20 protein-coding genes and 1 pseudogene are annotated in these 20,497 nt (G+C 32.9%); 7 read left to right on the plus strand and 14 right to left on the minus strand.

Annotation, left to right across the window (positions count from 1 at the left end; all coding sequences use genetic code 11):
• Positions 1-53: 53 nt before the first annotated feature.
• From AWE51_RS25710 to AWE51_RS25740, 7 genes are all read right to left on the minus strand, one after another.
• Entirely contained in the window at positions 54-953 is a 900-nt protein-coding gene (locus AWE51_RS25710; RefSeq protein WP_066320223.1) for a hypothetical protein, read from the minus strand.
• Positions 954-1,237: 284 nt separating this feature from the next.
• Positions 1,238-2,143 (minus strand): hypothetical protein, encoded by a 906-nt coding sequence (locus tag AWE51_RS25715; protein WP_232517457.1) that lies wholly within the window; start codon positions 2,141-2,143, stop codon positions 1,238-1,240.
• A gap of 116 nt (positions 2,144-2,259) precedes the next feature.
• Positions 2,260-2,727, minus strand: coding sequence for a CYTH domain-containing protein (locus AWE51_RS25720; protein ID WP_066320385.1), 468 nt, complete (start codon positions 2,725-2,727; stop codon positions 2,260-2,262).
• Between the two features lie 50 nt (positions 2,728-2,777).
• Positions 2,778-3,620 (minus strand): DUF2911 domain-containing protein, encoded by an 843-nt coding sequence (locus AWE51_RS25725; RefSeq protein WP_066320227.1) that lies wholly within the window; start codon positions 3,618-3,620, stop codon positions 2,778-2,780.
• 17 nt (positions 3,621-3,637) lie between these two features.
• Positions 3,638-4,747, minus strand: a complete 1,110-nt coding sequence (locus AWE51_RS25730; protein ID WP_066320230.1) for an AraC family transcriptional regulator — start codon at positions 4,745-4,747, stop codon at positions 3,638-3,640.
• Between the two features lie 60 nt (positions 4,748-4,807).
• Positions 4,808-5,506 (minus strand): hypothetical protein, encoded by a 699-nt coding sequence (locus AWE51_RS25735; RefSeq protein ID WP_157766233.1) that lies wholly within the window; start codon positions 5,504-5,506, stop codon positions 4,808-4,810.
• Positions 5,507-5,646: 140 nt separating this feature from the next.
• Positions 5,647-6,306 carry a Rossmann-fold NAD(P)-binding domain-containing protein gene (locus AWE51_RS25740; RefSeq protein WP_066320235.1) on the minus strand — a complete coding sequence of 220 codons (660 nt, stop codon included), beginning with the start codon at positions 6,304-6,306 and terminating at the stop codon, positions 5,647-5,649.
• Between the two features lie 140 nt (positions 6,307-6,446).
• On the opposite strand from AWE51_RS25740, the pseudogene AWE51_RS25745 reads away from it, so the two are divergent.
• A pseudogene (locus AWE51_RS25745) lies at positions 6,447-6,830 on the plus strand (Y-family DNA polymerase); the annotation flags it as partial.
• 48 nt (positions 6,831-6,878) lie between these two features.
• On the opposite strand, the gene AWE51_RS25750 reads toward AWE51_RS25745, so the two are convergent.
• The gene (locus AWE51_RS25750; RefSeq protein WP_157766234.1) at positions 6,879-7,889 is read right to left on the minus strand and encodes a hypothetical protein; all 1,011 of its coding nucleotides are present in this window, start codon (positions 7,887-7,889) and stop codon (positions 6,879-6,881) included.
• 75 nt (positions 7,890-7,964) lie between these two features.
• A complete protein-coding gene (locus tag AWE51_RS25755) occupies positions 7,965-9,095 on the minus strand; it encodes a helix-turn-helix domain-containing protein (protein WP_157766235.1) in 1,131 nt (376 codons plus the stop codon).
• Between the two features lie 194 nt (positions 9,096-9,289).
• On the opposite strand from AWE51_RS25755, the gene dinB reads away from it, so the two are divergent.
• A complete protein-coding gene (dinB, locus tag AWE51_RS25760) occupies positions 9,290-10,390 on the plus strand; it encodes a DNA polymerase IV (protein WP_082832624.1) in 1,101 nt (366 codons plus the stop codon).
• Positions 10,391-10,419: 29 nt separating this feature from the next.
• On the opposite strand, the gene AWE51_RS25765 is transcribed toward dinB, so the two are convergent.
• Positions 10,420-11,556 (minus strand): methionine aminotransferase, encoded by a 1,137-nt coding sequence (locus AWE51_RS25765; protein WP_394332246.1) that lies wholly within the window; start codon positions 11,554-11,556, stop codon positions 10,420-10,422.
• Between the two features lie 215 nt (positions 11,557-11,771).
• Here AWE51_RS25765 and AWE51_RS25770 point away from each other — a divergent pair, with 215 nt between their 5' ends.
• From AWE51_RS25770 to AWE51_RS26800, 4 genes are all read left to right on the plus strand, one after another.
• Entirely contained in the window at positions 11,772-12,434 is a 663-nt protein-coding gene (locus AWE51_RS25770) for a succinate dehydrogenase cytochrome b subunit (protein ID WP_066320250.1), read from the plus strand.
• Positions 12,435-12,447: 13 nt separating this feature from the next.
• The gene (locus AWE51_RS25775) at positions 12,448-14,463 is read left to right on the plus strand and encodes a fumarate reductase/succinate dehydrogenase flavoprotein subunit (protein WP_066320257.1); all 2,016 of its coding nucleotides are present in this window, start codon (positions 12,448-12,450) and stop codon (positions 14,461-14,463) included.
• Positions 14,464-14,468: 5 nt separating this feature from the next.
• Positions 14,469-15,215: a succinate dehydrogenase/fumarate reductase iron-sulfur subunit gene (locus tag AWE51_RS25780; RefSeq protein WP_066320259.1), complete on the plus strand. Its 747-nt coding sequence runs from the start codon at positions 14,469-14,471 to the stop codon at positions 15,213-15,215.
• A 370-nt stretch (positions 15,216-15,585) separates the two neighbouring features.
• Entirely contained in the window at positions 15,586-15,741 is a 156-nt protein-coding gene (locus tag AWE51_RS26800) for a hypothetical protein (protein WP_157766236.1), read from the plus strand.
• Between the two features lie 62 nt (positions 15,742-15,803).
• Here the strand turns inward: AWE51_RS26800 and AWE51_RS25785 are convergent, their stop codons facing one another.
• Genes AWE51_RS25785 through AWE51_RS25795 form a run of 3 tightly spaced genes read right to left on the minus strand, consistent with a single transcriptional unit; the run spans position 15,804 to position 19,361 of the window.
• Positions 15,804-16,610, minus strand: a complete 807-nt coding sequence (locus AWE51_RS25785; protein ID WP_066320262.1) for a Rossmann-fold NAD(P)-binding domain-containing protein — start codon at positions 16,608-16,610, stop codon at positions 15,804-15,806.
• On the minus strand, positions 16,610-16,978 hold the full coding sequence (locus AWE51_RS25790; RefSeq protein ID WP_066320266.1) for a hypothetical protein: 369 nt from the start codon (positions 16,976-16,978) through the stop codon (positions 16,610-16,612). Before AWE51_RS25790 ends, AWE51_RS25785 begins: the two co-directional genes overlap by 1 nt.
• Before the next feature lie 10 nt (positions 16,979-16,988).
• Positions 16,989-19,361 (minus strand): M28 family peptidase, encoded by a 2,373-nt coding sequence (locus AWE51_RS25795; RefSeq protein ID WP_066320269.1) that lies wholly within the window; start codon positions 19,359-19,361, stop codon positions 16,989-16,991.
• Between the two features lie 222 nt (positions 19,362-19,583).
• Between AWE51_RS25795 and AWE51_RS25800 the strand changes: the two genes are divergently transcribed.
• Positions 19,584-20,051, plus strand: a complete 468-nt coding sequence (locus tag AWE51_RS25800) for a CBS domain-containing protein (protein ID WP_066320271.1) — start codon at positions 19,584-19,586, stop codon at positions 20,049-20,051.
• Positions 20,052-20,107: 56 nt separating this feature from the next.
• Here AWE51_RS25800 and AWE51_RS25805 read toward each other — a convergent pair whose 3' ends face one another.
• The gene (locus AWE51_RS25805; protein WP_066320273.1) at positions 20,108-20,455 is read right to left on the minus strand and encodes a DUF2116 family Zn-ribbon domain-containing protein; all 348 of its coding nucleotides are present in this window, start codon (positions 20,453-20,455) and stop codon (positions 20,108-20,110) included.
• Positions 20,456-20,497: the final 42 nt, after the last annotated feature.

The following is a 20,497-nucleotide window of genomic DNA, read 5'->3' on the forward strand; positions in this document are numbered from 1 at the left end:
ATGGTGATTATAAAATGTTGTCATTGGGGGATAACAACATGAATATGATTAATTTATCTAACAGTATACACTAGTCCAAATGAAAAGCCTGATTCTTTATTGTAATTTTGACCATCCATATTTACGGCATACCCTGAAGAAACACCTAGAGTCTTCTTATAGAGTGGCACATAAAGATCTAAGTAGAAATTGGCATAATCAACTTCGGCTTCGGGTAAAGCATTTGGACCACCAGCATCTATAAATTCTTGTGAGCCAATATCAAATCCGCTTAGCGAGTTTTGAACACCAATTTTAGCATGTGCATAAAACCAATCGTTATAATAACCGAGTTTAGCACTATACATAACTGCATCTGGTATTTCAAAGTCAGAACTATTTTTTAAACTATAAACTGCTTGTACTTCAAGAAATAAGTTAGATGGGGTAGTAAACTGTACAAATCCACAACCGTCAAATACAGTAGCTCCGCTACCTAATGATAATACACCAGCTGCTTCATAACCTCCAACAGGTACGGTAACACCAGTAGCACCACCTAGAGATATTCTAGAGCTGTTTCTAAAGGTTTTATCTAGGACTTTGGCTTTAAGAAATACGTTTAAATCCTGAACGCCTTCAACTTGACTAACACCTTGCACAGGATCAAGTGCCCCAGTTTCGTTTTCAACCGAGATGTATGGAATAGTAGCAGAGGTTGATAACCAGTTTAAAATACCGTATTCTCCATATAAACTATAAATCGATGATGATATTTCTCCCATATTGGCAGGATTTCCGGCAGTAAGTGTTTCTCCTCTATAGAAGTTATCATAACTTTTTAAAGAGTAGGATGATGCAACAGTGAGTTCTTTTTTGTTTGGAAAAAAACCATTTATTATGGTCTGTGCAGTAATTGACGATATTGATAATAAAAACAGTAACAATATCAAATTTCTAGAAGTAGTTTGCATACATATTAATTTAAGTTAGTTACATGAAATTAGGGATTTATCATGGTTTTAACAAAAATTAACGTTAATATGGTGTTAAAATATCTAAATAAGTATTTAAATATCAATTATTTATGGGGTTTCTGTTGTTTTGTTAAGGTATACAAGTAGGTAAATTCTTCATTTATATGTAGGAATTTATGCTTTACCTTGCTTTATAAAAGTTTTATATATTCTATTGTATATAGGCTATCAACATATACAATAGAATATATAAATAAGAAATAGTATTTTGATTTAGCTATTTATCTTGCATTGTAGACTAACCCAAAAGATACACCAGATTCTTTGTTGTAGTTTCTTCCTGTTAATGTTGCTGCATAACCTGCAGAAACACCTATTGTATTTTTATAAACAGGAACATAAAAATCAAAAGATAGATTAGTATAATCTACTTCGGTTTCTGGCAAAATAGCAGGACCACCAGCAGCACCAAATTCTGGAGTACCAATGTCAAAACCAGACATAGAATCTTGTATCTCTAGTTTGGTATGAACATAAAATAAGTTATTGTGATAGCCAAGCTTTGCTGCATACATCATTGCATTTGGGATATCAAAATCACTACTATTACGCAAACTATATCCTAGTTGAATTTCACTAAATATTTTAAAAGGTGTGGTGTATTGAAAAATAGCCGAACCATTAACGGTTGTTGCTTGATTACCTAAAGAAAGTACGCCAGCTCCTTCATAATCTCCAACAGGGAAAGTAACTCCAGAAGCTCCTCCTAAAGTGATCTTAGAAGAATCGTCGAAGTTTTTTTCTAATACTCTTGCCTTTACAAATAGTCCTAAATCCTGGACTCCTTCAACTTGTGCTACATTTTGAACGGGATCTAATGCACCATCTTCACTTTCGATGCTAATAAAAGGTAAAGTAACTGTTGTCGATAGCCAATCCAAGATAGCGTATTGTCCATAAAAGGAAATAATAGAAGAAGAAATTTCTCCTAAACCAGCTGGATTTCCTTCAGACAGGGTAGATCCTCTATAAAATTGATCAGAACTTTTAAACGAGTAACTAGGTGCAATTGTAAGTGAGTGTTTTTCAGGGTAGAATCCGTTTACTGGGATTTGTGCCAAAGCCGATAAAAAAGGGCACATAAGTAACATGATCCCTATTAAGGATCGCTTAGATTTGTGTAACATATTCATGTTTTTGGTTAATAATAAGTCCGCTTAGACGTTTTAATTGCACATGCCTTACGGTTAAAATATGTTACTGTTTTGTTAATTAAAAAAAACTAAAACTTAAGGCCTTTTTTTTACCAAAATCGAAAAGGATTTTTAACCAAATTAGAATTAAAATATCGTATATCTCCGGTAACTTCTTTACCTAACCAATCTGGTTTTAGAAAAGGTTCATCTTCTTGATTTAATTCTATTTCTGCCAAAATTAATCCTTGATTTTCACCAGAAAAGACATCTACTTCGAAAATATGATTTCCAGAAGGTATTTCATATCGTATTTTTTCAATTTTTCCTTTTTCACAAAGTGCTAAGAGTTGCTCTGCCTCGACCACGTTAATCTCTTTTTCCCATTCATATCTGGAGGTACCAGTGTTATTACTTTTTCCTTTTACAGTGAGAAAGCCTTTCTCACCTTTAATTCGAACACGTACTGCGCGTTCTGGATTAGAATTTAGATATCCTTGTACTATGCGAGTACTTGTTTTGGATACTTTCTTAAAAGCTTCTGAAGAAACCAGGAATTTACGTTCTATTTCAATCATAGTATAACGAAGATACAGTAAACCCATCGGTATATACTACACAATAATTATTATTTAGACCATTCTTTGATAGATTTTTCATTAAGTCGAACAAAATCATCATTTTTAGCTTTAATAGCTAATTCAGTAGATTTTTTTGCAGCTACAATAGCTTCTTTTTTTCTGCCAAGATCGGCAAGAATAAGTGCTTCTCTCCTTAACTGAAAGAATCGTGGATTGCTGTTATTTGCTTTTTGAATATACGATAATGCCGTGTTTAAGTCTTTACCCGCATCATGCATATAAGAAGCTGCTCTAAAATAATCAATTGCGGTTGGGCCGGCGAGAGTACTTTTTATGCTAGCCATTGCTTTATCGTCAACGTCTACAACAAAAGGTAATGCTATTTTTGTATTTTCCCATAAAAATAAAAGTGAAGCACTATTCATTTTGATATCATCAAAACCGATAGTTAACGTTTCTGTTTTATCATTTGTCAGAATTGAGTTGACAGTTGCTACTAATGCTGGTTTTTTATCTTTATAATTACTCCAGTTACCAGTTTCATAGGTGTAAAAGTATACCTCCCATGCTGAAGCACCAGGCTTTGTAAGTATAGCATATGCACCTTCTTTCAATTTTTTCCCAGAAATGGTTACTTCGTCACCGAAAGTAATTTTGGTTGCTGCATTTGCTCCGGTTCTCCATAACTTACCATATGGTATGAGGCCTTGATCTCCAAAAATCAAACGATTGTTGGCACTGGGTCTGGAATATGCAATTTCAATATCTGTAAGTCCGACAGTTTGTATAACTTTTGCAGATGTACTAGGTGCTGGAGTCTTAATTTGTGCGGTAATTGTGGTAGTCATACTTAGTGCGCAAAGTATGATTAGGTAGAGAATTTTTATCATGGTTTTAGTTTTATAGATTAGTGTGTATTATTCGAGAAATAATCTTTTGGAGTAGTTCCCATTAGGTTTTTAAAGGATTTATTAAAAGTAGTTTTTGAATTAAACCCTGCTTCTTGCGCAAGCCCAAAAAAAGTCATGTTCTTGGCTTTATCAGATTTGGCAAGCTCTACAAATTCTTTAATACGATAGTAATTAATATACTCAAAGAAATTCATCCCAATCCTTTCGTTTAGCAGTCTAGCTATTTCAGGATTACTTACCCCAATCATTTCGGCTAATTCGGATTTTAATAATTTTTGATTGAGGAACGGTTTTTTTTCTTCCATTAATCGATCTAGATTTGATTTTAATTGGGTAAGATCCTCATTAGATAATTTTGATTGTAAGTACTTTTTTGTTTTTACCAATGAGGTGATTTTATATAAATCAGGCTCTTTCATTCCGTAAAATGCGATAAAAAGAATGATAGAGGCAATGCTTAACCAAATAATTTGCCATGCGGATTTATTGAAAAGAGTGGAACCTACTATCCATGAAAAATACATAGTTGTCCAACACAATAAACACAGACCAATAGCAATTAAAAAATTTAAAAAAAATCGACTTTGTACAGTATAACTAATTTCATTTTGAATTTTTGCTCTAAATTTTAAAAATAACCTTAGACTCATTATCCAATACGTGATATTAAAAATTAGTCCAATACCCACACATAAAAGTATGTTTCTAAATTGTTCTCCACTATCAATTCGTTCTTTGATAATCTCGTCAGAAGGTAGTATAAAGATTATTGTTGCAATAGTATTGTAGAAAAAAGCAGGGGCATAATGTAATAGATCTTTACTTGAAAATCGTTTTCCAAGTAAAGAAGATCTAGTAAACAAATAGATTGTTGCTCCAAATAATAAAGTAGCAAATTCAGAAAAAACAATTAAGCGATGATTAGCGCCAAAAATTCCGGATAAAAACAATACTCGACCCGTGAGCCCAATCATTAAAACCAGCACAAAAATGGCAATATATTCATTGATGTTCTTTCTGTTTTTTGGAGAAAATACATAGATAAGCAATAGAAATATACTTTGTAAATATCCAAAATAAACAAGTTGATTTAAAATAGATTGCATAGCGCAGTTTTGAGTGTTTTATAATTCGAATACTTTTTCTGAATTTAGAGTACAAAATAGTTAGTTAATCACAAACTGATTAACATCTTTTACTCCTTTGTGATTCATTTTAAGATTTTCTTTGTAAAAAGCATCAAAAGCGGCTTTGTTTTCCCATTGTGTTATCACCATATAATCAGGATTGTAATAGTATCCTAAAGGAGATATGCCTTTGGTAAGAGCAAGAATGTTTTTTCCACCCTTATTTTTAGATTTTTGTATCCATTCTTTTTTGAAAGTATTAAATGCATTAGCATCTTTTTTCCAATACGAGGTTACAACATTATATTTATTCCTATCGATTTCGAAGGAGATGTCTTTAGTCATTTCATAATAGGTCATATTAAAGATAGACCAAATATCTCTACGTTGTTTGTGAAAATCTGGAACTTCAGTTTCAATTTCGGCTAAGAACTTTTCTCTGCTTTCTAAATTATCCCATTTTCCGAATAGGAAATTCTGAGGATGAAAACTACTTTGTGTACTTTCTTTGATAATAAACCCTGGTTGTGGTTTATAACTTCTTTTTGATGCAACAGGAAAAGCTGTTTTTTTATAGCGATCAAATAATGCACCTCCTTCTGGTTTTGTTGTTAGGAGTAAGATGTCTAGTATTTCACCTTTTTTAAAACTATAAGACTGTTTCTTAGATTGTGCATTTAGACTAAAATTAGACAGACATACTAAGAGTCCTAAAGCTGCAATTTTTATTAATTTCATAAGTTTCATTGAATTTTTAAGAATTAAAATTTATTTGAAACAAATGTATATGCGGTTTTTGAAAAAGTGAATAAAAATGGGGCTTAAGACGTACAAATACCGTATGTGTACGTATCATTTGTGTATAATTAGCTTAAATATTAGGTAACCACAAAATCCTTTATCTTATCAGAAACAATCTTTTGTTCATTAAACTCATGATTAGCAAGCCAAATCATTGCCGAGACTATCGTTTCGGGATGTATAGAGCGATATTTCTTTAATGGACCTAAAAATAAGGGGTTCATTATTTTCATAACGATTTTAAAGAAATATTCTCCAAATCTTTTTTCATTCCTTTTTCCTGCAATTAGAGATGGTTGGAGTATATGTGTCTTTGAAATATCGAATTCTAAAACAGCTTTTTCCATTTCACCTTTGGTTCTATTATAAAAAATCCGACTTTCAGAATCGGCTCCAAGAGCAGAAACAATGATAAGTGTATTAATTGTATTGGTTTTACACAATCTTGCAGCGCTTACAGGGATTCCGTAATCAATTTGGTGATAGAATTCTTTATTAGGAGTTTTTGCATTAGTGGTACCAATACAGCAAAAAACTTCATTGGCGGTAAATTTCTCAGCTTGATCTCTTAATTGCAGCATGTCAATTAAATGTTCTTCTATTTTAGGATGAGCAATACCACAACTTTTTCTGGAAAACAACTTGATTTTATGATATCTAGTGTCTTCAATTAGCATTTTTAGCAAAATACTACCCGTTAATCCTGTGGCGCCTAATATAATTGCAGTTTTTGACATTTTGATTAAATAATTAACTGTCACACCGAGCGGAGTCGAGGTGCAATACGATCAGAAATATCTCTCGACTCCGCTCGAGATAACAGAAGAAGTATGTTTAATCTCCTTTTTTTATTCTGTATAAATATATTACAATTTGAATGATCAATATCCCTTATTTTTGTACTGTGGAGGAAGTACTTGCTAATAGAAAAATTATTCATGTAGATATGGATGCATTTTATGCTTCTGTAGAACAGATGGATAATCCAGAACTGCAGGGAAAACCATTAGCTGTTGGTGGTGGTAAACGTGGGGTAGTTAGTGCAGCTAGTTATGAAGCCCGAAAGTTTGGAGTACGATCAGCAATGCCAGGATTTACAGCAAGAAAACTTTGTCCGGATTTAATTTTTGTTAGACCTCGATTTGATCGTTATCAGGAGATTTCATCTCAAGTTAGAAAAATATTCTTTCAATATACAGATTTGGTAGAACCACTATCTCTCGATGAAGCATATCTTGATGTTACCGAAAATATAATGGGGTTCAACTATAATTAGTTAAACCCCAAAGTTTTATTTGTAATGTAAGTTTTAAAGGATTTTTTTAATGCCGACCGCATAAGCACAGATAGTACCCGTATCTGTTGATAAGTGATCTTTGGATTCTACAAAACTTCCATCTCGTTGAAAACTTGATAGGCCTACTAACATTCTTCCGTTTCCATTGTAAGTGGTTTTTCCACCCGCGCAAGTAGTAAGATAACCTTCACTACGTTCAAAAAATGCATCTCTACTGTATATACTGGCATAATAATTTGGAGTTTTACAATCTGCTACTTGATCTATTTTAAAAGATCCGAAATTTGGAATTGTATTTTTGATTCCTATAGCATATGCTGTTATTGTGGCAGGAGATACAACCAAGTGATCTTTACTTTTCACTTTCCAAGAATTACCTAAAGGATAAGACTCTGTCAGAAGATTTCCATATCCTGACCAATTTACTTTAGCTCCTCCTCCTATTAATTGATAACCGTTTGAAACAGCTACTGAAGTACTTGGGTGACCTGCTCTAGCAGATGTTCTGGAAAAAAGACGTAAACTGTTTTTAAGGTCTTGAGCAGGAATGTAATTTCCATTATTGTCTTTAAGTCTCATTCCGACAACATCTACTAGAAGAGACCAAGGGTTTCCGTTGGGTCTAGAATGGGCTTTTGCCTCTGCCTGCCATCCGTTAAATAAACCATTGTTTAAAGGAGCGGACATAGTTAACAATGATCCAGGATCAGATGAATAAGGGGGATAAGCATAAGGAATATTTATTCTTGCACCTCCTCCGATACATACAAACCCATTAGGGACATATGCATTTCCAGATACTAGGTTGGGATTGCCATTATGAAAAACTTGAGTACTACCAATATAGATTTCGATGGTTCCCGTAGCATCTGTAAAAGTTCTTCCACTTGATGCTTTATTTTCAGGACCTATAATATCTTGATTATCGAAAGTAGTTTGTTTTTCAGGCATACTTTCAAGGCTATCTTTTTCACATGAAATAATGATCATGCAAAAAATTAATAACGAAGCGATTTTTCTCATAAATGATATTTTTTTGTTGTTAAGAATTCTAGGCAAAGCTAGATTTATTAGGCAAACCAAAGTTCTGGATACGTTTTAAGTTAAGGATTCAGAACTTATTTTGTTTTTTTTATATTGATTGGGAGTCTGATTTGTAAATTTTTTAAATGCACTGTAAAAATTTGATTTGGATTTAAATCCACATTCCAATCCAATAGATTCTATAGTGTAGCTATTATATTGACTATCTAACAATATTTTTTTTGAATGTTCTACTCGTAATTTGTTGATATAATCATTAAAATTTCCTTCGGTATGAGTATTAATTAATTGTGATAAGTATCCATTACTGATTTCAAAATTTTCGGCTATTGTATCACGGTTAATATTGTGATTTAGATATACTTTTTTCAATATTATATGTTGATTGATTTTCTCAAAAGTGGCCATACCTTTATTTTGATATGATGATAAATTGTTAATTTTTTTTATTTCTAGATGAGAAGATGATCTTCGAATCCCTATGTATCCGATCCAATAAACCCATACTGAAATAGAAATAAAAAAAGGATATGCGTAAAAAGATTGTTTCATATCCAATATAATTCCTATAATTGCGGAAAATGTTCCTATTGCAGCTATTGCTGCACCAAAATGAATGATGTACTTTAACCAATTGATTTCTTTCTTGATTTTTCTTAAAGTATTTTCATTATCGAAAAGGTTCTCGAATTTTAATACTATAGTATACATCAAATAAATTATTGCCGGAGTTTGTACAAAGGAAATTAAGTTTGTATATAAAAACAATCCGCGCTCATAATACTTGGTTATGATATATTGAGGATTTAGATATTGTTGATAAAGAAATTGACCGCCATGAATGGCAGTAATAATTATAAACGGACCGATGAGATAAAATAGGTGTTTTTTTTTGATTTTTTTTTTGTTTAAAAAATAGTGGGCAAAAAGATAAAACATAGGTGCAACAAGCCACTGCCATGGAATGTAAGTGTTTCGAACTATTGAAGTTTCAGAAAAAAAATTAATATCAATGAGCATGTGTTGAATATTGCTTATGGATATAAAAAGAACGGTTAGTCCAAGATAAACACTACTCTTAGATCTGTGTTTTTTTGCCAGAAAAACGGCAAGACTAAAAATAATCCCATGCACCGAAACAAATAGTATGAATAACTGAAAAAGATTGTAATTTATGGTTTTCAAAAGAGATGTAGGTTAAAATCTAAAAGTTGATTATTTGGATTTTTGTATCAACTCTAAGTAATGTTTTTTACTAATTTTGGTTGCCAAAAATAGCCAAAAAATTATGGCTCTTGCTAATTTACTTTTTAAAAATATTTTTGTTGTTAATTAACTTAAATGTGTCATAACTTTGTAAGAACCAGAATCTTTTTTTATTGGAAGAAAAGTTAACACATAGAAAAATTATTCATGTAGATATGGATGCATTTTATGCTTCTGTAGAACAGATGGATAATCCAGAACTGCAAGGAAAACCATTAGCTGTTGGTGGTGGTGGTAAACGTGGGGTAGTTAGTGCAGCTAGTTATGAAGCCCGAAAGTTTGGAGTACGATCAGCAATGCCAGGATTTACAGCAAGAAAACTTTGTCCGGATTTAATTTTTGTTAGACCTCGATTTGATCGTTATCAGGAGATTTCATCTCAAGTTAGAAAAATATTCTTTCAATATACAGATTTGGTAGAACCACTATCTCTCGATGAAGCATACCTTGATGTTACCGAAAATAAAAAGGGTAATCCAAGCGCCACCTTAATTGCTCAAGAAATAAGACAGCAGATTTTGGATGAGGTAGGTCTAACAGCTTCTGCCGGGATATCAATTAACAAATTTATTGCTAAAGTTGCCAGTGATTATAATAAACCAAACGGACAAAAAACTGTAAACCCAGAAGAAGTTATCGATTTTCTTGAAGATCTGGATGTCAAAAAATTCTATGGTGTAGGAAAAGTAACCAGAGCAAAGATGTATCAAATGGGGATTTATACTGGCAAAGATTTAAAATCAAAATCCGAAGAATTCCTTACACAACACTTTGGTAAATCTGGAGGGCATTATTATAGAATTGTAAGGGGTATACACAAAAGTGAAGTGAAACCTAATCGAGAACGAAAATCTCTTGCTGCAGAACGAACGTTTAGCGAAAACATATCTTCTGAAATTTATATGCTAGAACGGTTAGAAAATATTGCCGAAGAACTTCAAAAAAGATTAAAAAGAAGCAAAGTAGCCGGGCGAACAGTTACTTTAAAGATAAAATACAGTGATTTTACCTTGCAAACCCGAAGTAAGACGTTGCCTTATTTTGTAAACGATGCTACTATTTTATTAGAAACAGCAAAAGAGTTATTGTATCAAGATAAAATGAAAAACTCTGTCCGACTTTTAGGAATTTCGTTATCCAACCTCAATACAGGTCAAGATCACAAAAAAGAAAAAGAAGAAGTCGAGATTATCCAGTTGCGCTTTGATTTTTGATTAGAGTTCCAGGGTTTTTCCAATTGTAGCTATATCCCGCACAAAATATCTGCAGCACGTTTTATAGTGTCCTCCGTTTTGGCAAAACAAAAGCGCAATACCTTATCATCTTGTTGGTTTAAATTAAAGACAGATATGGGGATCGATGCAATTTTATGTTCTTTTGTTAATCGCTCGGCAAAAGCCATATCACCTTCGTCCGTAATTTTTGAATATCCCAGTATTTGAAAATATGTTCCTGGAGCAGGGGAGAACGTAAAACGAGAATCTTTGAGTAGTGATAAAAATAAATCCCGCTTTTTTTGGTAAAAATCTGGAAGTGAGAGATAATGATCTGGAGTTTTTAAATATTCGGCAAGTGCGTATTGCATGGGATGGCTAGTACAAAATACATTATATTGATGCACTTTTCTAAATTCAACCATAAGAGCTTCTGGCGCAAGACAATACCCCATTTTCCAACCTGTTGTGTGAAAAGTTTTTCCAAAAGAACCCGTGATAAAGGAGCGTTCTACTAATCCAGGAAATCGCGCAGCACTTTGATGTTGTTGCTCATCAAAAATAATATGTTCATATACTTCATCACTTAATAAAATGATGTCGGTATTTTTTAAAAGCTTTTCTAATTGCAACATGTCATCTTTAGATAAAACACTGCCTGTTGGGTTATGAGGGGTATTTATAATGATCATTTTGGTTTTAGAAGTGATTTTTGACGCTACATCTTGCCAATCGACATTAAAATAAGGTGCAGAGAGCTGAACAGGAACGATCGTTCCGCCATATAATTCTATTGAAGGTTCATAAGAATCATATGCAGGTTTAAAAACAATTACTTCGTCCCCCGGATGTACAAATGCAGCAATAATGGTAAAAATTGCTTGCGTAGCACCTGATGTGACAGTTACTTCTGTCTCAGGATTGTAATTAGATTCATATAGCGAATTCGTCTTATGCGCGATGATTTCTCTTAAAGAAGGTAAACCAGGCATGGGGGCGTATTGGTTATATCCTTTTTGCATGGCTTGGGTCACCAAGTCTATTAGTTTAGGGCTTGCTCCAAAATTAGGAAAACCTTGTGATAAATTGATAGCATCGTGCTGTGATGCAAGTTTACTCATTACTGTAAAAATAGTTGTAGAAACTTGCGGAAGTTTGGAATTCATATTTTGCATATGGTAAAATTAGTATAAATGTAAAAAACAATACTGTTTTTTGTTTAAAGTTAATTCTATATTTCAAACGTTTTAGGAGCTAATGATAAACAAAGTTTTTCTTCTTTATATTAATTATAAATAGTGAAATAAAGACATCTTAAAGCTTGGCTAAAATAGTAGTGAGCCCTATTTTTGTTGTAAAGAATAATTAAACATTTTAAATAATGAGTGGATTGATAAAATCTTCAATAGCTAGAAAAGTGGCCATGGCACTTTCGGGACTTTTCTTAGTTTTTTTCTTATTACAACACTTTACAATAAATTTCACTTCAATTTTTAGCGCAGATATCTTTAACGAATTGTCTCATTTTATGGGAACCAATCCGGTAGTACAATTTGTATTACAACCTGTGCTTATTTTTGGAGTAATTTTTCATTTTGTAATGGGATTTGTATTAGAATTAAAAAACAACAAAGCTAGAGCAGTTAAGTATGCAAAGTATAATGGTGGAGCAAATGCTTCATGGATGTCTAGGAATATGATTTATTCTGGATTGGTAGTATTAGCCTTTTTAGGGTTGCATTTTTATGACTTTTGGGTTCCAGAAATGGTTCATAAATACATAGAGTTTGCTCCAGAAGATCCAACACGATACTATCCAGAATTGTTACATAAATTTGAAAGCCCGGTTCGAACAGGATTGTATGTACTTTCATTTGTGTTTTTAACATTGCATTTATGGCACGGATTTGCATCTTCGTTCCAATCTGTAGGATTTAATAATAAATATTCTGCTGCAGCATCTAAGTTTGCTAAAGCATTTTCGATTGTTATTCCATTAGGATTTATTGTTGTTGCAATAGCACTTCATTTTAATCAACATTAAAAACACCACTAGTATGTCAATTTTAGATTCTAAAATACCTGAAGGTCCACTGGCGGATAAGTGGACAAAACATAAAAATACAATTAACCTGGTTAACCCTGCTAATAAGCGAAACATTGATGTTATCGTTGTTGGAACTGGATTAGCAGGAGGAAGTGCTGCCGCTACACTGGCAGAGTTAGGATATAACGTTAAAACATTTTGTTATCAGGATTCTCCACGTCGTGCGCACTCAATTGCGGCACAAGGAGGAATTAATGCTGCAAAAAATTATCAAGGTGATGGTGATTCTAACTATCGTCTTTTTTATGATACTATTAAAGGAGGAGATTACCGTTCTAGAGAAGCTAATGTACATAGGTTAGCTGAGGTTTCGGGTAATATTATAGACCAATGTGTTGCACAAGGAGTACCTTTTGCACGTGAATATGGTGGTTTATTAGATAACCGTTCGTTTGGAGGGGTATTGGTTTCAAGAACATTTTATGCCAAAGGACAAACGGGTCAACAATTATTGTTAGGCGCATACTCTGCAATGAATCGCCAGATCAATAGAGGAAAAATACAGGCTTTTAATCGTCACGAAATGCTAGATCTAGTAAAAGTAGACGGAAAAGCCAGAGGAATTATAGCACGTAATTTGGTTACAGGTGAGATAGAACGTCACTCTGCCCATGCGGTTGTTTTAGCTTCTGGAGGATACGGAAACGTTTTCTTTTTAAGTACAAATGCTATGGGAAGTAATGTTATGGCGGCGTGGAGAGCACACCGTAGAGGAGCTTTCTTTGCAAATCCATGCTATACTCAAATTCACCCAACATGTATTCCAGTCTCAGGAGATCATCAATCTAAGTTAACATTGATGTCAGAATCTCTTCGTAATGACGGACGTATTTGGGTGCCTAAAAGGATTGAAGATGCGCAAGCTATACGTGAAGGAAAATTAAAGCCTACACAATTAGCAGAAGAAGAAAGAGATTATTACTTAGAGCGTCGTTATCCCGCTTTTGGAAACTTGGTACCACGTGATGTGGCATCTAGAGCAGCAAAAGAACGTTGTGATGCTGGATTTGGAGTTAATAAAACCGGAGAAGCTGTATATCTTGATTTTGCATCAGCAATTCAACGTTACGGAAAAGAAAAAGCATTAACTTCTGGATTGCATAATCCTAGTGCTGATCAAGTTCGCGAGTTAGGAGAAAAGGTTATCGAAGATAAGTACGGTAACTTATTTCAGATGTATGAAAAAATCGTTGATGAAAATCCATATAAGACACCAATGATGATTTACCCAGCGGTGCATTATACAATGGGTGGTCTTTGGGTAGATTATAATTTACAAACTACAGTTCCTGGATGTTATGCAGCTGGAGAAGCAAACTTCTCTGATCATGGTGCAAATAGGTTGGGAGCTTCTGCATTAATGCAAGGGCTTGCAGATGGATATTTTGTATTGCCATATACGATAGGAGATTATTTATCTCAAGATATTAGAACAGGAAAGATCCCTACAGATACTCCAGAATTTGATCAAGCAGAAAAAGATGTTAAAGATCGAATCGAGAAATTAATGGGGGGATCAGGAGAACATTCTGTAGATTATTACCATAAAAAATTAGGTAAAATCATGTGGAACAAATGTGGAATGTCTCGTAATGAACAAGGCCTAAAAGAAGCTATCGAAGAAATTTCGGCTTTACGCGAGGATTTCTGGAAAAATGTAAAGGTTCCTGGAGATGCAAATAGCATGAATCCCGAATTAGAAAAGGCAGGTAGAGTAGCAGATTTCTTAGAATTAGGAGAGTTATTTGCAAAAGATGCATTGGACCGTAATGAATCATGTGGAGGGCATTTTAGAGAAGAATCTGTTGAGCAATCAGGAGAACAAAAAGGTGAAGCATTAAGAGACGATAAAAATTTCAAATATGTTTCTGCTTGGGAGTATAAAGGAGAGCCTAAAGATGCTCAACTGCATAAAGAAGACTTGGTCTTTGAAAATATCGAATTAAAAACACGTTCTTATAAATAAAAGCTATGAATCTTACACTAAAAATATGGCGTCAAAAAGATGCCTCTTCAAAAGGAGCGATAGTAGACTATCAGGTGAAAGGAATTGAAGGAGACATGTCTTTTTTAGAAATGTTAGACGTGTTAAACGAACAATTAATTACTAAAGGAGAGGAGCCTGTAGTATTTGATCATGATTGTAGAGAAGGAATCTGCGGATCCTGTTCTTTACAAATTAATGGAGAGCCACATGGACCAGATCGTTTGGTTACAACTTGCCAGTTACATATGCGTAAATTTAACGATGGTGATACAATTTATATTGAACCGTTCAGAGCCAAGGCTTTTCCTGTCGTGAAAGACTTAATGGTGGATCGTAGTGCGTTTGATAGAATCCAACATGCAGGAGGATATATTTCTGTTAATACATCGGGTAATACAATAGACGCAAATGCGATACCAGTAAATAAGGACAATGCAGATGATGCATTTGCCGCAGCAACCTGTATTGGTTGTGGTGCTTGTGTAGCAGCTTGTAAAAATGCTTCAGCGATGTTATTTACTTCGGCTAAAGTGTCACAGTTTGCGTTGTTGCCACAAGGACAAGTAGAAGCCACTGATCGTGTGTTAGCCATGGTAAATCAAATGGATGAAGAAGGTTTTGGTAACTGTACCAATACTGGAGCATGTGAGATCGAATGTCCTAAAGGAATCTCTTTAGAGAATATTGCTCGTATGAATCGCGAATATTTAAAAGCAAGTATTAAAGGATAATCCTTTAAAATCTAATAATTTTAAAAACTCTAAATCAAATATTGATTTAGAGTTTTTTTTTTTTTGAAAAAAATGCTTTTTAGGGGTAACATTTATTTTACCAATTACACTAATTAATGGAAATCAAGAATTTAAAAATCTTATGGTTGTAGTAATTAGTAAAATAAATAATTTTTTTTTAATATGTATGAGAATGAAACAGTCCAATTTTAAAAATTACACTATAGATTTTTGACGTTCATCTTAACCTGTTTTGATTGGGTAAGTCACAGACATAATAACTTAGAAGATAATTTTTGTTAAGAAATAGATAGGTGGAAATCGAAAAGCCTTTAATAGAGTAGATAACTAAAAATAAATTTAAATTAATATGAACAAATTATCAATTGATTTTATTGGAAAAGGAGAAATAAAAGGTATAACTAAAAAATCTTTGCGTTTCGTAATTGGAGGAACAGGCACAAGACCGTCGCTTTCAGAAATCGTAATTACAAAAGAAGAAGAAGAACTACCTGCTGAGAAATAATCTTAATTAGTTAAAAAAATAATTTGAATTAGCTGCTCTTAATTTTATTTGAGTGGCTTTTTTTATAGTTTAAATCTAAATTTATAATCTAATACTTTCATAATATTTTTTGAATCAACTGTTTTTCCTTTAGAAGTAGTTTCAAAATTATAATCAGGAAAGGGTAATCCCATTTGTTTACAAACCTCACTATAGTAATCAACTTTTATTGGATGATCGGGATGAGAAGCATTCAATGTTTGTCCCCAAGTACTCGTTTCTATAATTTTTTTAATGATCCCGATACAATCTTCGAGATGAATTAGGTTGACTGGAGCATTTGGGTTTTTGATATTGGTTCTTCTGGATAGCATCTGGGCTGGATGTCTATTAGGGCCAAAAAGTCCGGCAAATCGAAGTAGCGTAGTTCTAAAATTTTTATTTTGTTGGAGTAATTGTTCAGCTTCAATAAGTTGTTTTCCGGCATTTGAAGTCGCGTTTGGAAGCGTTTTGTTAGAAATTAAGGGAAAACCTTCCTGCTCAGCAAAAACCGACGTAGAGCTTACAAAAATCACGTTTTTGATAGTAGATTTTTCTATATAGGGAATAAGATGCTGTATTTTGGCAACAAAATTAATAGTTGGATCTCGCCTTAATCCAGGAGGTACATTGATAATTAATAGTTCACTATGGTTTAAAAAAGAATGGATATCGCCATTCGGTCCATTTTCAGTAAGTGTAATGTGATATGGATCGATATTGTTTTTTTCTAATATATCCAATCGATTTTCTGAAGTGGTAGAGCCTTTTATGATATTGCCTGAAGCAATCAATGCCTTTGCTAATGGTAATCCTAACCATCCTGTTCCTAGGATACTAATTTTTGTCATTACGAGTTAAAATAATTTTTAAGCATGAATTCTATAGATGCATACTTATTTCTAATTTCTCTTATAATCTTTTTAGCATGATCGATTTTTTGTTTATCATGGTAATAAGAATTTCCGGCACCTCCCATAATAAATGATAAAAGTATTAAAATCCCAGTTGGTCTAGTGTTTTCGTCTAAATTGAGATTTGGTATTTCTGCAATATGATTTTGTATAAAATCATCTTTAATTGTTTGTAAAAGAAAAGATTTCATTTCATCTGTATATAGAGCAAATTGTGATATCTGTTCAAGATCTACTTTTTCTTTTATTAATCGATTCGCTTGTACTTGAATGTCTGTTATCTGTCTTAAAATGTTATTTTGCACTAGCTAAATTTTATTGAGGCAAGGTTTTGCTCACAGCTAAAGTATCCTCCTTTTTTTCTACATATTCCTGCAAAGCAAAACTTTTTTTGATCACTACAGCATCATTTACAATAAAAGGTTTGGGCATCATTGTAGTTTCTCTTTTAGGTACAGAAAAAAGCGCATTGGTAAGGAGATCATAAGACGATTCGTAGAATACGAATTTCGGCAATGAATCTTTATGAAATTCCATTTGTAATTCTAAAGGCTCATTTTTATGTACAAAATAGGACAACAAATGTTCTTTCCATCTTTTGGTAAATGCATTATAAGTTATACTATCAGAATATTCAAAATCAGTAGCTGTTTCTCCATTAACTTTTAAGTTTTTAAAATTAAAAACGGTTTCATTAAAGATGTCTATTCTATTTATATCTCGTTGTGGCGCGATACATAGATCTACATATCTATGATTTCCAATAATAGTATCTTTACTGATGTCTAACTTTGATTGACGTATGTTTTTTGTAGGGGCTTGATTAGCATAGGTAAATGAGCGTCCGTATTTACTAATTAGTGTATTTGCATTGTAAGTTTCTGCAATATTTTCATCAGCATTAATATAATTTTCGGTCCAAGGGTCCGGGTGTTTGTCATAAGATGCCCAAACCGCTTTATTTTGATCTGCATCAAGTATATAAATAAGACTATTGGGTTTTTGTCTATTTTCTGTCGTATCGGATTTTATGTGAGTTGTAATCAATAAAACTAAAGTAAGAACAAGACCAATATTACCAACAAGATTTTTTCGTTTATAGAACCCAAAAACAGGTAATAATATTCCAAATAATAGTACAGACAATATAGCTGATACATAAAGAATATTTAATCCTAAAGCAACCGGAAATGACGCAATAAATGGTGAAAGAAGAAAAATTGATGGAAATGCTAGAATTACCATTAAGTAAGGGTTAGGTTTCTTTTGTCTTATCAAGACAAAGAAAGAAAGTAATCCAAAAAGCATAATGATTATAAAATAACTTGCACCCTTTAGATATACGGCCGACATGATCGAAATTACTAACCACATAAATAAGGGAGCAATCATTAAACTGGTTAGTTTTTCAGGTTTTCCAAATCTGGCATATACTTTAAAGCAAATTGAAACTGAAAACACAATGAATAGGGCAATGTATATATAGCCATTATACGTAAATCCATGCTGTATTTCCTGATATTGGGGGTAGATTATTTTAAACAATTCCCAAAGTCCAAAGGTGAGAAACCCAGCAAGATTTAATGCTAATAGAAACAGACCAAAACCTTTTAAAACAGAAGAAAATTGAATTCTATAGGCAAATTTGGCATAAATAATCAATGCGATAAATAAAACAATTGATATGATTAACAATATATAAATCCAGCTAAAAGGATATTTTACAAGTTTGAAAATTGGGATGTTAAAATAAATATAGTCTTTATCAGACTTTAGATTAGTGATATCTGCTTCAGAAAAATAAGATATTAGAGGCATTAGATAGTTTCCTTGATGCTGTAAGGTTGTAAGATCTAAATTTTGCCATGTATCATTTGCAGTATGATAATCAAAATGGTCATCTATAAAGGCAAAGTTAAAACCTTCTATATCCCCTTGTTCTCTTAGTACAGTAAGGTCTGTATCGTTAGGTAACATTTTGTAAATACTATATGCTAACGAATTGGTTACAGGGTATCGTACTCCTGCTTTAGAAAACTCTTCAATCATTTTCCCATTTTTCCCATTGGTCTCTATAAGCATATATGAATCTCCACCGCTCCCTCTAGATTCAAAATTAAGAGTAAGCCCTATATTTTTACTCCATTCGTGTTTTTTGACAAAAAGATCTGCTCCATTAAGTCCTAATTCTTCTCCATCGGTAATACAAATAATGATATCATTTTTTGGTGTTTTATTAGTTGCAAGATATGCTCTAATACCTTCCAAAATTGTTGCAACCCCACTTGCGGCATCACTTGCACCAAAAGAGGAGTGTTGAGAGCTATCATAATGAGACATTATCATTAATGCTTTACCATTACTACTTCCTTTTATTTTGGCAAGGATATTTTGTGGCCTGCTACAGTTGCCTGATTTACCAATAGAAAACCCTTCTTGAATTTGAGGCTGTAGCCCCATTTTAGATAATTCATTTACAATATATGATTTAGCTTCCTCGTGGGCAGGACTTCCTAGGTAATGAGGTTTTTCTGCAATGCTTTTGACATGCTCCAGCGCGCGTAGGGTAGAAAATTCTTGTTTAGGTGTGTTAAGATCTGTTATGGTATGTGATTTACTACTATGAAAAGTATAGTAGATAGAAATTATGATGAGAAAAAGGGTAATTAATGAGGGAAACTTGCGCATTGTGTATTGGTTTTGTTAAAGGTAAGAAAAACGCTACAATTATTAAACTAATGCCAATTTAAAATGAATATTGTTACTACACGTTTATTGATATCTTGTAATTAAAAAAGAAACGTTAAGAATGTGTCAAAAATCAGGTTTGAAATGTGCGAAAGTTCTAATGTAATTTGAATAAGTAATTGGGAATCACTATATTTAAGATTCACTAAATCACTAATTAATATGGGAATAATCAGTTTTCAAGGGGCTCGATCTAAGACTAAGAAGCAAGACGAGACACAAATAAAAGTTTCGGATTATATGACAAGAGATCTGATTACATTTAGCCCAAATCAACCAGTTATGGAAGTAATTGAAACCCTAGTCAAGCATAAGATCTCTGGGGGGCCGGTTGTAAATGATCAAAATCAATTACTGGGTATAATCTCTGAAGGAGATTGTATTAAACAATTAAACGAAAGTCGTTATTATAACATGCCTATTGACGATGCTACAGTCGATAAATTTATGGTTAAGGATGTCGAAACAATAGATGGAAATCTTAATATTTTCGATGCGGCCAATAAATTTATCCAGACAAAGAGAAGACGTTTTCCTATCCTTGAAGATGGAAAATTAGTCGGTCAAATAAGTCAAAAAGATGTTATGAAAGCAGCATTAAGGATGAATAGCCAAAATTGGCATAAGTGACACAAACGTCAATGCTATTAAAAGGTACAAAGCCGTTAAGGATTTGTACCTTTTTTTTAATTTCTTTTTACCAAGGCATAAAATTCATTTTCTAAAGGTAAATACCCCTGATCATACACAAAATAATAGGTATTGCCAGTTTTGGTTACATAAATGCTTGTAAAATGTTGAAAATCGAAACCTTTGGCAATAAGCCTCGCTTTGGTTGTCTTAGTTTTTTCATTTGGATTAAGAGCTTCGAGAATACGGTAATTTTTGCGCAGTAAATTATTAATATTACGAACTAAATTTTTACTGTCTTTATTTAATTGATTATTGAAAGCATTTCGGCAGTAGTCACTACAGAATTTTTTATCTGCACGACCAATAATTCTATCTCCGCATACGGGACACTCTTTTTGCATCTTAATTCTTCATTTAAAGGTCAATATACTAATAAATATCCG

Source organism: Aquimarina aggregata (assembly GCF_001632745.1).
In the GTDB taxonomy this organism is placed as follows: domain Bacteria; phylum Bacteroidota; class Bacteroidia; order Flavobacteriales; family Flavobacteriaceae; genus Aquimarina; species Aquimarina aggregata.

Excerpts from the sequence above, each read along its gene's own strand:
- AWE51_RS25710 (WP_066320223.1), bottom strand. The coding sequence starts at position 953 with ATGCAAACTACTTCTAGAAATTTGATATTGTTACTGTTTTTATTATCA.
- AWE51_RS25715 (WP_232517457.1), bottom strand. The coding sequence starts at position 2,143 with ATGTTACACAAATCTAAGCGATCCTTAATAGGGATCATGTTACTTATG.
- AWE51_RS25720 (WP_066320385.1), bottom strand. The coding sequence starts at position 2,727 with ATGATTGAAATAGAACGTAAATTCCTGGTTTCTTCAGAAGCTTTTAAG.
- AWE51_RS25725 (WP_066320227.1), bottom strand. The coding sequence starts at position 3,620 with ATGATAAAAATTCTCTACCTAATCATACTTTGCGCACTAAGTATGACT.
- AWE51_RS25730 (WP_066320230.1), bottom strand. The coding sequence starts at position 4,747 with ATGCAATCTATTTTAAATCAACTTGTTTATTTTGGATATTTACAAAGT.
- AWE51_RS25735 (WP_157766233.1), bottom strand. The coding sequence starts at position 5,506 with ATGAAATTAATAAAAATTGCAGCTTTAGGACTCTTAGTATGTCTGTCT.
- AWE51_RS25740 (WP_066320235.1), bottom strand. The coding sequence starts at position 6,306 with ATGTCAAAAACTGCAATTATATTAGGCGCCACAGGATTAACGGGTAGT.
- AWE51_RS25750 (WP_157766234.1), bottom strand. The coding sequence starts at position 7,889 with ATGAGAAAAATCGCTTCGTTATTAATTTTTTGCATGATCATTATTTCA.
- AWE51_RS25765 (WP_394332246.1), bottom strand. The coding sequence starts at position 11,556 with ATGAATTCCAAACTTCCGCAAGTTTCTACAACTATTTTTACAGTAATG.
- AWE51_RS25770 (WP_066320250.1), top strand. The coding sequence starts at position 11,772 with ATGAGTGGATTGATAAAATCTTCAATAGCTAGAAAAGTGGCCATGGCA.
- AWE51_RS25775 (WP_066320257.1), top strand. The coding sequence starts at position 12,448 with ATGTCAATTTTAGATTCTAAAATACCTGAAGGTCCACTGGCGGATAAG.
- AWE51_RS25780 (WP_066320259.1), top strand. The coding sequence starts at position 14,469 with ATGAATCTTACACTAAAAATATGGCGTCAAAAAGATGCCTCTTCAAAA.
- AWE51_RS26800 (WP_157766236.1), top strand. The coding sequence starts at position 15,586 with ATGAACAAATTATCAATTGATTTTATTGGAAAAGGAGAAATAAAAGGT.
- AWE51_RS25785 (WP_066320262.1), bottom strand. The coding sequence starts at position 16,610 with ATGACAAAAATTAGTATCCTAGGAACAGGATGGTTAGGATTACCATTA.
- AWE51_RS25795 (WP_066320269.1), bottom strand. The coding sequence starts at position 19,361 with ATGCGCAAGTTTCCCTCATTAATTACCCTTTTTCTCATCATAATTTCT.
- AWE51_RS25800 (WP_066320271.1), top strand. The coding sequence starts at position 19,584 with ATGGGAATAATCAGTTTTCAAGGGGCTCGATCTAAGACTAAGAAGCAA.
- AWE51_RS25805 (WP_066320273.1), bottom strand. The coding sequence starts at position 20,455 with ATGCAAAAAGAGTGTCCCGTATGCGGAGATAGAATTATTGGTCGTGCA.